Raw genomic sequence first — 13830 nt, forward strand, 5'->3', positions numbered from 1 at the left:
TGAACGCCTTCGCCATCACTTTCGAAGGCCGCCTGACCCCGACCACCCGATAGCCCCAGTCAAGATCGAGATACACCGATCGCTGGACAGACCCCGCGAGTTTGGCACGCCAGCAGCGGTTGACCACCCGTTCGGCCCGCCGGTCGCGTGGTACCCAGTGGGTTGGAGTGGGAATAAGCATCGGGGCCACCGCAGCAGGGGTGGGTCTGCCCCCGGCGCTTTCGGCGGCCGTCGGCCTGGCGACGGCCATCGCCCCGGCGGTCGTGGACTTGGTTGTAGGCCGACGGCAGGACCGTAGAAGGCCCTGGGTGTTGGCGCACGAGGAGGTCGCGCGTGTGCTTTCGGAGGAGCGTTTCAGTGTGGCTCGCTGATGCGTGCGGGCTGTAGCGCTGCGTTGGCTGCGGAGCAGGGATGAACGGGTGAGATGAGGAAGCGTTCGGGTGTCGGAGCACGTGTCGAGCACAGCGTCTACATCTATGCGTTGTGCCGAGGTGCAGAATCCATGGTGTGGTGCCACCTGTAATGATCAATCAGGGGTGCCCGCCGTGCTCGGTGCGTGCTCGTACGCCCCGTCACACGCCGTCAGGACCCGACATCGGCTGAGACGCAAAACGTGCTGATACGGCACGAACCATCACCTGACGGCACGACGCGACACTAAAAGATCTTGGTTCTAATCCGACGGTCGCAGGTTCGAATCCTGCAGGGCGCGCTGTGTGATGTGTACTGTTCCGGCTGATCCTGGGACCAGGCGATCTCACGCGGCGGAAGGTCGCGGAGGCTTCCTTGGTCTGGCCTTGTTTGTGGAGGAGCGCGGCCTACCACGCGCTGGCGGCCACAGGGCGGATCGAGGTGTGCGTGGCCAACGCCGAGCATCTCAAGAGTTTCCGTTGACTCCGTTGACCAGCAGCATGTCCGTGTAGGGGAGCAGCGCCCGGGAGAAGTCGACGATGATCTTGGCCTGCGTTGCCCAGAAGCCGCATACCGCGTTCAGGGCCGTCTCTGAACGCGGACCAAGGCAGCGTGGGGCAGATGTGAGGCAAAGCGGAGTCACGCGCTGAGCTGCCGGCCGAGCGCTTCAGCCGGAGTGCGACCCCTTTCATCCGGCCTGCCGGTGTCGGAGCACCTTCAACGATCGTTCGACATGTGCAGGACGGTCCCGGCTTTGTCCAGCGCTTCGACGACATCCTCGGGTGGAGCCATGTCGGTCACGAGGGCGTGCACGCTGTCGAAGGAGCACAGCAGTACAGGGGCGGAGGTCGAGAACTTGGTCCCGTCCACCAGCAGCACCACCTCGTCGGCGATGTCCATGAGCGCCTGTTTCGTGGGGCGTTCGATGTCGGTGGCCACGTACACGCCACGGGCGTCGACGGCGGCGGCGCCCATGAAGAACGTCCGCACCCTCAGGTTCCTGGCGCCTTCGACGGTCATCGGGCCGACGAACGCCTGGCTGGCGGGGTAGAGGTCACCGCCGAGGCCCACCGTGCGGACGCCGGGCCGGTGCAGCATCAGCTGGGAGACCGGGATGCTGTGCGTGACGATGCAGCCGCCGAAGCCGCGGGGTAGCGCGGCCGCCAGTTCGTAGGCGGTCGTGCCCGCGTCGACCGCGATGGCGTCGCCGGGGTTCACCAGGTCCGCGGCGCGCTGCCCGATGTGGCGCTTCGCGGTCGGGTTGGTGGCCACGCGGCGCGTGAAGCCGGTCGTTCGTTCGACGGCCGCGAGCCGTACACCGCCGTGGACGATCTCCACCTCTCCGTCGGCCGCCAGCTTGCGCAGGTCTCTGCGGACTGTCATGTCGGAAACGCGAAGCTCTCTGGCGAGATCGCTGACCGAGACGAACCCCGCGCTGCGGACCGCCTCCAGGATGAACTCCCGGCGCGCGGGCGCGCTGTCGTACCGGAGCGTCACAGCTTCTCCTCCACCGGTCCCGTAGCCGTCAGAACAGTCGAGCCTGTTGACTTTCGCACAACCATTGTTAGCATCTTCGCAACATGTTGGAAATCCAACAAAGGGTGTGTGGTTCATGACATTACCGCGCCTGACCTTCGTCGGGGTCGCAACTCAGGACACCATCGCTCTGGTCGACCGGTTCCCCGCCCCGGACGAGCGCGTGCTGGCCGACAAAATCGTCCACACGGGCGGAGGACCGGCTGCCACGGCCGCGGTCACCGCCGCCAGGCTCGGCATGCCCACCGCGTTCATCGGCGGGGTCGGCGACGATGAGACGGGCGAGCAGGTGCTCGCCGGCCTGCGTACGGAGGGCGTCGACGTCTCCGGCGTCACTGTGGCGCGGGGGCAGGCGACGGCCACCAGCGTGGTCGTCGTCACCGGCGCCACCAGGGCCATCTGCAACGTCCCCGGCCCGGCCGCCGAGATCGCCGCCGGTTCTGCCGCCGCGGAGATCCTCGACGACGCCGCGTGGATTCACGTGGACCAGGTCGGCTGGTCCGCGGTGGAACTCGCCCGCAAAGGCGGCATCGGCACCCGCGCCCGGCTGTCCGTCGACGGCGGGAACGCCATTCCCGGCCTCCGGCTCGACGGCGTGGACCTCTACGTGCCTACCATCGCCGCGCTCGCCGCCCGCTACGGGAACGCCCCCCTACAGGACCTGCTCGACGCCGCGCTCGCGGACGGCGCGAGGACTGCCGTGGCCACCGGCGGCGACCAGGGCGCCGTTGCCGCCTCCGCCGACGGGACCCACTGCGCAGTGCCCGCGCTCACGGCCGACGTGGTGAGCACGCTCGGCGCCGGAGACGTGTATCACGGGGCGTTGCTGGCGGCCGTCGCCCGAGGTTACGCCCTGCGCGACGCGCTGGCCTATGCCGCGGCGGCCGCCGCGGCGTCGTGCGAGGGACTCTCCGGCCGGGAGGCGGTTCCCGGCCACCCGGCCGTGCTGGCCCGAGCCGGGATCGACCATGAGTGACGACGAAAGGCGATCGACCGCTGTGACAGATCTGTCCCCCCTCACCAGGCCGTCGGGCGGCTTCGCCATGCTCGCCGTCGACCAGCGGGAAGCGATGCGGGCGATGTTCGCCGAGCACATGCCGGGCCCCGTCCTGGACGAAACGCTGACCCGGTTCAAGGTTGAGGCGACCCGCGTGCTGTCCCCGTACGCCTCCGGCGTGCTCGTGGACCGGGAGTTCGCCTTCGACGCAGTGACGGCCGCGGGGGCGGTGGCGCCCGGCTGCGGCCTGATCGCCGCCGCGGACCGGCTGATCCCCGGCGCCGACGAGATCGTCGGAGCGGTGGAGATCGACTCCGAGGTCGTGCCCGCCGAGGTCAAGGCGGCCGGCGCCGTGGCGCTCAAGCTGCTCCTGCTGTGGCGGCCGGACGAGGATCCGGACAAGCGCGTGGCCATGGTGGAGGAGTTTGTGGCCATGTGCGGAGCGGCCGGGCTGATCAGCATCGTAGAGCCGGTCAGCCGCAAGCCGCTCGACGGACGCCCCTGGGACTGGGCCGACGGCGTGCTTGCCGCCGCCAAGGAACTCGGCGACCTCGGCGCCGACCTGTACAAGGCCGAGGTTCCCCTGCACGGGGAGGGCGACCCCGCCGAGATCCTGCGCGGCTGCGAGCAGCTCACGGCGGCGATCGGCTCTCCCTGGGTTGTGCTGTCCAGCGGCGTGCGCGCGGACCTGTTCCCGCGCGCTGTCGAGCTGGCCTGCAAGGCGGGCGCCTCCGGTTTCCTCGCCGGGCGGGCCGTCTGGCGCGATGTGATCGGCGCCTCCGACCTCGGCCGCGCCCTCGCGACCGAGGCCCTGGACCGGTTGCGGCGGTTCGGTGACGTCGTCGACGACGCGCTGGCGGGTCGGTGACCGGCGTGACCGACGTCATCATGATCCCGACAGCACGCCCCACCTTCGCCGTCGACGTGGCGCGAGAGCGCGCTGCCGCGGCTCGCGAACTGCTCGTTTCCCTCGGCGCGACTGTGCGCGGCCCGGAAGACCTGGTGATGGCGCCGGAGCAGGTGGCGGAGGCAAAGAAGTTCTTCGACGGCCCACCCGGCCTGGTGATCAACGTGTGCGCGTCGTTCTCCGACGCCACTCCTGCGCTTGAGCTGTACGCCGGGCTGGACCGGCCCGTGCTGCTGTGGGCGTTCCGCGAGCCGGGCCCCGTCGGCGACCGGCTGTGGCTGAACTCGTTGTGCGGGGCCAACCTGTTCGGCCATGCCATCGTGCGCGCCGGCGGCCAGGTCCGCCTGCTGTACGGCGACCCCGGCGAGCCTGAGCTCGAGCGGGCGTTGATCGCGGCCCTGGCCGGACGGCTGCCCGAAGCGCCGCCACAGCCGGACGTACGGCAGCCGCGCGGCGACGAGGATATCGTGCGCACCGCACTCGCGGGGCTGTCCGGGCGCCGCATCGGGCTGGTCGGCGACGCGCCGCCCGGGTTCACCCCCAGCGAGTACGACGCCGCGCTCGTCTCCCGGCTGTTCGGAGTGGAAACCGAGCAGTTGACCATCGAGGACCTGTTCGACCGCATCGGCAACGTCGGGGACGCCGAGCGTTCGGCCGAGCTGGAGGCGGCGACGGCGCAGCGGCCCACCCTGGACGGGCTCGACCCCGCCCAGGTCACCCTGCACGCGGCCGTCACCTCCGCGCTTCGCGGATGGTCGGCGGCCGAGCTGCTGTCGGGGGTGGCCGTCCGCTGCTGGCCGGAGTTCCCCACCCGGCTGGGAGTCTGCCCCTGCTCCTCGCTGTCCCGCCTGGCCGACGAGGGGACGCCCACCGCGTGCGAGCGGGACGTGTACGGCGCGCTCACCATGCTGCTGGCCGAGTCGCTCGGCGCCGGCGCCACGTACCTCGTGGACACCGTGGATCTCGACGCGACGGCGAACGTCGTTCGCCTGTGGCACTGCGGGTCGGCGGCCACGGCGCTGGCCGCCGACCCGGCCGCCGCCACGCAGAGTGTCCACTGCAACCGGAAGATCGGCGTGGCGGGCGACTTCCCGCTGCGCACCGGACCGGTCATCATGACCCGCTTGACCGAGGATCCCGCTCGCCCCGGCGCACTGCGGTTGCTCCTCGCGTCGGGTGAGTCGCTGCCCGCCCCCAACCGTTTCCAGGGCAACACCGCCGACGTCCGCCTCGACACACCGGCCGAGCCGTTCGTCGGCGGTCTCGTCACCGGCGGGTTCCCTCACCACACCGTGCTGGCGTGGACCGACGTCCGGCCCGCCTTGAGGACCGCCGCCGATCTGCTCGGCATCACCGTCGACGACTGGTGAACACCACTGCCTCACACCCCCAACGAGGAGATCCGATGACCAGTGCACCGATGAATCGGCGCAAGTTCGTCGCGCTGTCCGGGCTGTCCGTAACCGCGGCGGCCCTGTCGGGCTGCGGGCTGCTGGGAAACAAGTCCGGCGGCGCGGGCGACGAGAAGGCGATCAACTTTTACCACTGGCGTGCCGAGGACAAACAGGTCTTCGACCAGCTCATCAAGCAGTTCAAGGCCGCCAATGCCGGCTACGACGTCACGATGACGATCCTGCCGTCGCAGAACTACCAGTCCACGGCGCTGCAGAAGATCAAGGACGGCACGGCGGGCGACGTGTTCACCGCTTTCCGCGGCGCGCAGTTCGAGCAGATCGCCAAGGCCGGGGTGTTCACCGACCTGTCCGGGGCGACGTTCGTCTCGAATTACCAGCCGCACGTGATCGAACCCGGGGCCAAGGACGGCAAGCAACTCGGCCTGCCGTACCAACTTGTGTTCAACATGCCCGTCTACAACGTGGAGCTGTTCGACAAGGCCGGCGTGGGGGACCTGCCGGAGGACTGGAAGGGCTTCCTGTCCCTGTGCGAGAAGCTCAAGGGGTTGGGCGTGGCGCCGATCGCGTTTCCCGGCGGCGACGCCGCCAACGCCGGGCAGCTGTTCAACTGCATGGTCATGAACGAGATGCCGGAGGCCGACTCCTGCCGCAAGATCGAGATGGGGAAGGCCAAGGTCACCGACGACTGGTTCCTGCGCGTGCTCACTCGCTACGAGGATCTGGCCACCATGGGCGCTTTCCAGGAGGGCAGCGCCGGCACCAAGACCGAGCAGGCCATCCAGATGTGGGCGCAGGCGAAGGCCGCGATGCTGGCCACCGGGACCTTCCACATCGGCGCGGCCCGCCAGCAGGGGGCTGCGTTCAAGGTGAACCTCATCGGGCCGATCACCACCGACGCGGGCAAGGCGACCTATGAGGGCGTTCACAACTCGACGTTCATCCTCGGAGTCAATGCCAAGTCGGCCAAGCAGGAGGCGGCCCGCAAGTGGGTGGAGTTCCTGTCCGGCAAGCCTGCCGCCGAGGCGTACGCCAACGGGACCGTCCAGCACCTGACCGTCAAGGACCTCACCTACACCAACGCCGACCTCGCGGCCACCGCCGGCTGGGCGACCCGCAAGACCCTGCTGGCGCCGCGCTTCCAGTTCGACGACCTCGACATCCGCAACGCGGTCGAGAACGCCTGCACCCAGGTCGCCACCGGCACGGCCAAACCCGCGCAGGCCGCCGAGGAGGCGCAGAAGATCATAAGTCAACGGCTCGGCACGTCATGATCACTGAAACGGCTCCGCCCCGGAGTCACGGGGCGGGCGGCCCGGGGCAGCGGCGCCGCCCGTCCCACCCGCGCCGCCCGACGGGCCGCCTGCTGCTTTTCGCGCTGCCCGCCCTGCTGGTCTACGGCGCGTTCTTCCTCGTGCCGACCGTCCAAGCGATCCAGTACGCGGTGACCGACTGGGACGGCATCAGCGAGGACTACCACGTGGTCGGCCTGGCGAACTTCACGAACCTGCTGACCAACGACGACCTGTTCACCGGCGCCCTGGTCAACAACCTCAAGTTCCTGCTCGTCGTGGTCGTCCTGCAAACCGGATTGTCGCTGCTGTACGCGATGTTCCTGACACGCAACAGCCGGTCGTCCATCCTGCTGCGCGCCCTGTTCTTCTTCCCGACGATCCTGTCCAGCGTGTCGGTCGGCTTCCTGTGGAGCTTCGTCTACAACTCGCCCGACGGGCTGCTCAACCAGGTGCTCGGCTGGTTCGGCCTCCCCGGGTACGCCTGGCTGGGCGACGCCCGCTGGACCATCGTGTTCGTAGGGCTGGCGCAGGTGTGGTTCCACACCGGGCAGATGATCGTCGTCTATGTCGCCGGGCTGCAGCAGATCCCCCGCGAACTGTACGAGGCCGCCGCCGTCGACGGAGCCACCCGCTGGCCGCGGTTCCGCTACGTGACCTGGCCAATGATCGCGCCCGCCACGACGATCGTGATCGCCTACACCACGATCCAATCGTTCAAGGCGTTCGACCTCATCGGGGCACTGACCAGCTTCGACGACTTCAAGACGCAGATCCTCTCCACGCAGATCTATCTGACGGCCTTCCAGAACGGCCGCTTCGGCTACGCGGCGGCGGAATCCGTGCTCTTCGTACTGCTCATCGCCGCCATCACGGTCGCACAGCGCCGGCTGGTCCGAGCCACGGAGGTACGGTGACCCTCACCCGACGCTCTCTGCTCGCCGTCTACGCCCTGCTGGTCATGGTGCCCCTGCTCGTGGTGCTCTTCGGCACGTTCAAGAGCACGAAGGAGATCTTCGCCAGCCCGTTCGCGCCGCCGGCCCAGCCCACCTTCGAGCACTACGCACGGCTGTTCGCCGAGGGCGGCATCGGCCAGGCGTTCGGCAACAGCGTGACGGTGACCGGACTGTCGGTCTCGCTCACGCTCACGCTGGCCGCTCTGGTCTCGTTCGCCATCACCCGGCTGCCCGGATGGCGAGGCTATGTGCTCTACGGCCTGTTCTCGCTGGGCATGGCCGTGCCCGCGCAGGCCAACATGATCCCGCAGTACGTCATGTTCCACTCGATGGGGCTGACCGACACCCTGCTGGGGCTCGTCATCGTACAGACGGCCGTGACACTGCCCGTGGCGGTGTTCATCCTGGCCGGATTCATGATGACGCTGCCGCGGACCCTGTTCGAGGCCGCCAGCCTGGACGGCGCCGGGCAGTGGATGCAGTTCCGCAGGATCGCCCTGCCGCTCTCGGCCCCCTCTCTGGCCGCGACGGCGATCTTCCTCTTCGTCATGCACTGGAACGAACTGCTCTATCCCCTGCTGTTCATCCAGGACGACAGCCTGCAGACGCTGCCGCTGCGGTTGCTGGGGTTCAAGGGCGAGTACTCCACCGATTATCCGCTGCTGTTCTCCGGGGTCGTCATCGCCTCCATGCCGATGGTGGTGGCGTACGTGGCCCTGCAGCGCTATTTCGTCGCCGGGATGACCGCGGGAGCGACCAAAGGATGACCTTCACCATGCACCTGATCCGCCGCATCGACACCGTCAGGACCGGCGCCGGCGGCATCGTGGCGGAGCTCGCCGCGGTGCCCGCCGTCCAGTCGCCCGGGGTGCCCGGTTACCTCACCGAGGAGCCCGCCCACGTCCAGGGGATCGAGGTCACACTGCCCAACCTGCCGGCCCAGTCGGACGTGCCGCGGCCGGTGCCGACCCGGTCGTACGAGCTGCGGGTCGGCTTCCCGACCCTGGAGACCGTGCGGCTGACGGTGGCACAGCCGGGAGCCAGGCCGCTGGCCGACGACGGCACCTGGCTGGGCATCGTCACCGACCCCGCGCCGGCGCCCGTCCGCCCCGAGGTGACCGTGTCGAACGAGGAGGTGGTGCTCTCCACCGAGGCGGTCACGGTGCGGCTGCGTCGCGCCTCCTTCGCCCTCGCGGTCGAGGACCGGCGCACGGGCCGGACGGTCCTGCGTACCGCCGACCGGCTGCGGCAGGTGGCGGGGCTGCCCATGGCGCCCGCGCTCCTGCACGGCCCCGACGGGCTCACCCTCACCCTGGAACTGGCGCCCGCCGAGGACATCCTGGGCTTCGGCGAGCAGTTCGGGCGCTTGGCCAAGAACGGCCAGCGTCTGGTGCTGCGGGTCGCCGACGCCTACGGAACCGGCGCGGGTCTCACGTATAAGCCCGTCCCCGTCTGGCACTCTTCCGAGGGCTACCTGGGTTTCCTCAACACCGGTGCCGTGACGACAGTGGACATCGGGCACACCAGGCCCAGCGTGCTGAGTCTCACCCCCGCCGACGACGCCTTCGACCTGTACCTGGTCGTCGGCGGCGATCCCGGGCAGCGGCTGAGCACCTACACCGCGCTCACCGGCCGGTCGCCGGTGCCGCCGCCGTGGGCGTTCGGGTATTGGATGGGCCGCTGCCGCTACCATTCCCGCGCCGAGATGGAGCAGGTCGGGCGGGACATGCGCGGCTACGGTGTGCCCTGCGACGTGCTGCACGTGGACCCTGACTGGCTGGTCGTCGACAGGCTCAACTGTGACTTCATCTGGAACACCGGCAGGTTCGGCGACCGCAAGGAGTTCGTGACGAGCCTGGCGGCGCTCGGGTTGCGGCTGTCGGTGTGGGAACTGCCCTATCTCGACCCGGCCTCCCCCCGGTACGACGAGGCCTGCGAGCGCGGTTTCCTGGTCAAGGACGCGGACGGAAAGCCGGCGGCGGTGTCGGGCACCCCGAGCCCGGACGGCCGCCCACGCGCGCTGATCGATTTCACCGATCCGAAGGCCCGGGCCTGGTGGCAGGATCTGCACCGGGACTTCCTCGACGACGGCGTGGCCGTGTTCAAAACCGACTTCGGCGAAGGCCTGCCCGATGACGCCCGGCCGGCCGACGGCACCCCGCCCGCGCACGCCCACAACCTCTACCCGCTGCGGTACAACGCCGCGGTCAGCGAGGTGATCGGCCGCCACACCGGGCGGGCGCCGCTGGTGTGGGGCCGCAGCGGCTGGGCAGGGTCGCACCGCTACCCCGGTCAGTGGGGCGGAGACGCCGAGTCCACCGTCGCCGGAATGCAGGCCACGCTCCGCGGCGGCCTGTCATACGCACTCAGCGCGCCCGGCTTCTGGAGCCACGACATCGGCGGCTTCTTCGGCCCCGAGCTGACCGGCGAGCTGTACACGCGCTGGACCCAGTTCGGCGCGCTGTCCCCGCTCATGCGGGCGCACGGGCTGCGGCCACGGGAGCCGTGGGAGTTCGGCGACCGGGCGCTGGAGATCTCCCGCCGTTGGATACGGCTGCGCTACGAGCTGCTGCCCTACCTGTGGCAGGCCGCCTGCGAGTCGGCGGCGAACGGCTGGCCCATGCTGCGCCCGCTCGGCTTCGCCTTCCCCGAGGACGAGGTGGCGCGGACCCGCGACGACACGTTCATGCTCGGCGCGGACCTGCTGGTCGTGCCCGTGTTCGACGACGGCCCCGGCCCGGTGCGCCGCCGCTACTACCTGCCTGAGGGCCGCTGGACCGATCTGCTCACCGGCGCCGTGCGGGAAGGTCCTGGGTTCGTCACCGAGGAGGTGCCGCTGGAGCGGATCCCGGTGCTCGTCCGCGCAGGGGCGGTGATTCCGCGGGTCGAGGTCGACGACGGCGTGCGCAACACGGATGACTTGCTCGGGCGACCGTGGACGCTGCACGTCGCCGGGCAGTCGCCGCAACAGGTGCACCTGATCGGCTGGGACGGCGCCGTCACCACGGTTCGCCTGGACGGCACGGTCGCCACCGCGGAGGGAACGCAGCCCGTGGCCGCCGGAACGATCCGCCTGGACACCGGGCGCCCGGGGGGCGGCAGTTCACGAACCGATGTCCACGTTCGATGAAGGGACGTTCATGCTCATCAACGGCAGCTGGCGGGACGGCAAGGACCGGCTGGCCGTCACCGCCCCGGCCGACGGATCGGCCGTAGGAGAGATTCCCTGGGGGACGCCACAGGACGCGGCCGATGCGGCCGACGCGGCGGCCAGGGCTTTTCCCGAATGGGCGGACCGGCCCGCTCGCTACCGTGCCGATCTGCTGCGAGCCGCCGCCGATCGGATCGACGAACGAGCCGACGCGCTGGCCCGGCTGCTCGCGGCCGAGGCCGGCAAGCGGCTCCCGGAGGCGCTCGCGGAGATCCGCTTCTCCGCCGAGTACTTCCGCTGGTTCGCCGAGGAGACGCGTCGTCCCGCGGGCTCGGTGATCCCGCACGAGGTCCCCGGTCGGCGGCACCTGACGCTTCGTCGTCCCCTGGGCGTGGTCGCCTCGCTCACACCGTGGAACTTCCCCTGTTCCATCCAGGCCAGGAAGCTGGCACCCGCGCTGGCCGCCGGCTGCACCGTCGTCGCGCGGGTGTCGGAAAAGGCTCCGCTCGCGGTCACCGAGTTGATCAGGTTTGTACAGGAGGCGGGGCTGCCGCCGGGGGTGCTCAACCTGGTGCACGGTCCGGCCGTGGAGACGACGAACGCGCTGCTGGATCATCCGGCCGTACGCGCGGTGAGCTTCACCGGCTCCACCGCCGTGGGAGCCGCCATCATGGCGCGTGCGGCCAGGCGGATCGTCAGACCGCTGCTGGAACTCGGCGGGGACGCTCCCTTCGTGGTCTTCCCCGACGCCGACATCGACGCCGCCGTGGACGGGGCTATGATCGCCAAGTTTCGCAACACGGGACAATCCTGCATCGCCGCCAACCGGTTCTACGTCCACGACGACGTCTACGATTCCTTCGTCGGCCGTCTGGTCACCAAGGTCGACGATATGACGGTCGGTGACGGACTGGCGGACCCATGCCCCGACCTCGGGCCGGTCATCGACGATGACCGGGCCCGTGCCGTTCGGGAACTCGTGGACGACGCGCTGGCGGCGGGTGCGACGTTGCTGACCCGGCCTGTCGAGCTGCCGAGCCAGGGGTCGTACGCCGCGCCCGCACTCCTCGCCGGTGTGTCGGACGGGGTAGGCCTGGCGCGCTGCGAGGTGTTCGGGCCGGCCGCGGCCGTCTTCCGATTCCGTGACGAGGGGGAGGTACTCGACAACTGCAACCGCACCGAACTGGGCCTGGCCGCCTACATCTGGTCGGCCGACGTCTCCCGCTGCTGGCGGATGGCGGAGCGGCTCGAAGCAGGCATCGTCGGGGTCAACAACGCGCTCCCCAGCGCGGCCTACGCGCCCATGGGCGGCATCAAGCAGTCGGGCCTCGGCCGCGAGGGTGCCGACCTGGGCCTGGCCGAGTTCACTGACGTCCGCTACGTCGCACTCGGGTTGTGACGGGGCTGCTTCCGGTTCTGGCGGCCGTTTTCGCCGGGGCGCTGACACAGCGGATCACCGGGCTGGGCTTCGCACTGGTCGCCGCCCCGCTCCTGGTGATCATCGCCGGGCCGTACCAGGGCGTGCTGCTGGCGAACTTGCTGAGCGTGGTCGTCGCCGGCGCGGTGCTGGCCCAGACGTTCCGGAACGTCGACCGCCGGCGGGCACTGGTGCTCGCCGTCTCCGGCGTGACGGGCGTGGTTCCCGGCGCCCTCGCCGCGCGCCTCCTGCCGCCCGGCCCGCTCACCGTGGCCGTGGGGACGCTCGTCCTGGCGGGGCTGCTCGCCGCGCTCGCCGGTCGGCGGCTGCCCGCCCCGCCGACCGCGGCCGCCGGCTTCGCCTCCGGCTTCATGAACGCCTCCGCAGGGGTCGGAGGTCCGGCGCTGGTCGTCTACGCCACCGCCACCGGGTGGAGCCAGGCGGCCTTCGTGGCGAGCGCCCAGCTGTCGTTCCTGGTCCAGTCGGCGCTGTCACTCGGCCTCAAAGGATTTCCGGAGCTGCCGGGCTGGCAACTCGCGGCCGTCGTGTCGACACTGGCCGCCGGGCTGGCGGGCGGCCGGCTGCTCGCGCCTCGAATATCCGCCACTCATGCGCGGCGAGCGGGGATGGCTCTTGGCTTCGCAGGCGCTCTGATCACCGTGGTCAAGGGGATGCTCACCTGGTGAAGCCGCCCTTCCGAGAGCCAAGGCTGTCACTCTGGGGATCGTACGCAGCCGTCGCTTTCGGGCGCTGCCACTCCTTGTTCGACGGCCTCAGCCCAGCAGGGCATGAACGGCCCGCATACCGGCTGCGGAGTGCGCTGCACGGTGGACCTTCGTCGCGGTCCTGACGTGCGGCGATTTGAAAGGAGGCAGCTGCGGTGAACCAGGACGAGCTTCGCGATCGCCTCGCCCAGGGTCTTCAGTACGGGACAGCGGTCGGCACACTTCACCGGGAGGGCATGTAGCGGGCCGCCCGTGACATGGCTTCGCGGGCCGGGACGCTGTCGTGCTCGGTGCGTGCTCGTACGCCCCGGAACATCCTGTCAGGACCCGGCATCGTTAGACACAGGAAGCGCTGCAAGGTGGCACGAACCGTCATCAAACGAGACTGTCCGTCACTTGAGGATCTTGCTTCTGATCCGACGGTCGCAGGTTCGAATCCTGCAGGGCGCGCTTTGATCAGGGGCCTGACGTGCGGGAACGGTCCAGCGGATTCGGCCTGGAGCAAAGTTCTAGGCCGATCGTGCTCCGTGCGTGCTCGCGTGCACCAACCCTGCACACACCATGATCCACCCACTTCCCTGGACTCTGCGGAAAGAGCAGCGGCCCCGCAGCCGCTGGAGAAGGCGGCGACCGCGGGGCCGGATGCTTAATCCGACTGTCAGGCTCTCAGGGAGATGAGTTTTCCGGGCTGTGTCCGGTCTTCGTCGTCGAGGAGCAGGGCGGCGGTCTTTTCGGCCGCCGCGGTGGCCACCTGCGGGTAGACCGAGGTGTAGGTGTCGGCGGTGAAGGCGTTGGAGGTGTGGCCCAGCGTTTCCTGCACCACCTTCATCTCCACCCCTGCCGCCAGCATGAGCGATGCGGCGCCGTGGCGCAGGTCGTGCAGGCGGATCGGTGGCAGGCCGGCCAGGTAGGCGAGCCAGAGGAACTGGTCGGAGACGTGCTGCGGATGCAGTCGGTCGCCGTCGGGCTGGGTGGAGACGAACCCGCTTGTGCCGCGTCAAAACCCATCGCATAGGGCTTGAGCTG

Annotated in this window: 11 protein-coding genes and 1 pseudogene; 9 read left to right on the forward strand and 3 right to left on the reverse strand. The window is 69.8% G+C overall.

The window, feature by feature from the left end:
• On the reverse strand, positions 1 to 181 hold a 181-nt coding region (locus ACIBX3_RS59275; RefSeq protein ID WP_397129668.1), incomplete at its 3' end, for a hypothetical protein.
• Between the two features lie 947 nt (positions 182 to 1128).
• A complete protein-coding gene (locus tag ACIBX3_RS59280; protein ID WP_397129669.1) occupies positions 1129 to 1908 on the reverse strand; it encodes a DeoR/GlpR family DNA-binding transcription regulator in 780 nt (259 codons plus the stop codon).
• A gap of 115 nt (positions 1909 to 2023) precedes the next feature.
• Here ACIBX3_RS59280 and ACIBX3_RS59285 point away from each other — a divergent pair, with 115 nt between their 5' ends.
• The 9 genes from ACIBX3_RS59285 to ACIBX3_RS59325 are packed head-to-tail and all read left to right on the forward strand — an operon-like array spanning position 2024 to position 12765.
• A complete protein-coding gene (locus ACIBX3_RS59285; protein WP_397129670.1) occupies positions 2024 to 2923 on the forward strand; it encodes a carbohydrate kinase family protein in 900 nt (299 codons plus the stop codon).
• 22 nt (positions 2924 to 2945) lie between these two features.
• Positions 2946 to 3812: a hypothetical protein gene (locus tag ACIBX3_RS59290; protein WP_397129671.1), complete on the forward strand. Its 867-nt coding sequence runs from the start codon at positions 2946 to 2948 to the stop codon at positions 3810 to 3812.
• Between the two features lie 5 nt (positions 3813 to 3817).
• Positions 3818 to 5221, forward strand: coding sequence for a hypothetical protein (locus ACIBX3_RS59295; RefSeq protein WP_397129672.1), 1404 nt, complete (start codon positions 3818 to 3820; stop codon positions 5219 to 5221).
• Between the two features lie 35 nt (positions 5222 to 5256).
• The gene (locus ACIBX3_RS59300; protein WP_397129673.1) at positions 5257 to 6537 is read left to right on the forward strand and encodes an ABC transporter substrate-binding protein; all 1281 of its coding nucleotides are present in this window, start codon (positions 5257 to 5259) and stop codon (positions 6535 to 6537) included.
• The gene (locus ACIBX3_RS59305) at positions 6534 to 7472 is read left to right on the forward strand and encodes a carbohydrate ABC transporter permease (protein WP_397129674.1); all 939 of its coding nucleotides are present in this window, start codon (positions 6534 to 6536) and stop codon (positions 7470 to 7472) included. Before ACIBX3_RS59300 ends, ACIBX3_RS59305 begins: the two co-directional genes overlap by 4 nt.
• A complete protein-coding gene (locus tag ACIBX3_RS59310) occupies positions 7469 to 8278 on the forward strand; it encodes a carbohydrate ABC transporter permease (protein WP_397129675.1) in 810 nt (269 codons plus the stop codon). Before ACIBX3_RS59305 ends, ACIBX3_RS59310 begins: the two co-directional genes overlap by 4 nt.
• Positions 8275 to 10641, forward strand: coding sequence for a glycoside hydrolase family 31 protein (locus ACIBX3_RS59315; protein WP_397129676.1), 2367 nt, complete (start codon positions 8275 to 8277; stop codon positions 10639 to 10641). Before ACIBX3_RS59310 ends, ACIBX3_RS59315 begins: the two co-directional genes overlap by 4 nt.
• A complete protein-coding gene (locus ACIBX3_RS59320; RefSeq protein WP_397129677.1) occupies positions 10625 to 12061 on the forward strand; it encodes an aldehyde dehydrogenase family protein in 1437 nt (478 codons plus the stop codon). Before ACIBX3_RS59315 ends, ACIBX3_RS59320 begins: the two co-directional genes overlap by 17 nt.
• Positions 12058 to 12765: a TSUP family transporter gene (locus ACIBX3_RS59325; RefSeq protein ID WP_397129678.1), complete on the forward strand. Its 708-nt coding sequence runs from the start codon at positions 12058 to 12060 to the stop codon at positions 12763 to 12765. Before ACIBX3_RS59320 ends, ACIBX3_RS59325 begins: the two co-directional genes overlap by 4 nt.
• A 697-nt stretch (positions 12766 to 13462) precedes the next feature.
• On the opposite strand, the pseudogene ACIBX3_RS59330 reads toward ACIBX3_RS59325, so the two are convergent.
• Positions 13463 to 13774: pseudogene (locus tag ACIBX3_RS59330) on the reverse strand (tyrosine-type recombinase/integrase); the annotation flags it as partial.
• Positions 13775 to 13830 lie beyond the last annotated feature (56 nt).

Source organism: Nonomuraea sp. NPDC049480 (assembly GCF_044465905.1).
Lineage (GTDB): Bacteria > Actinomycetota > Actinomycetes > Streptosporangiales > Streptosporangiaceae > Nonomuraea.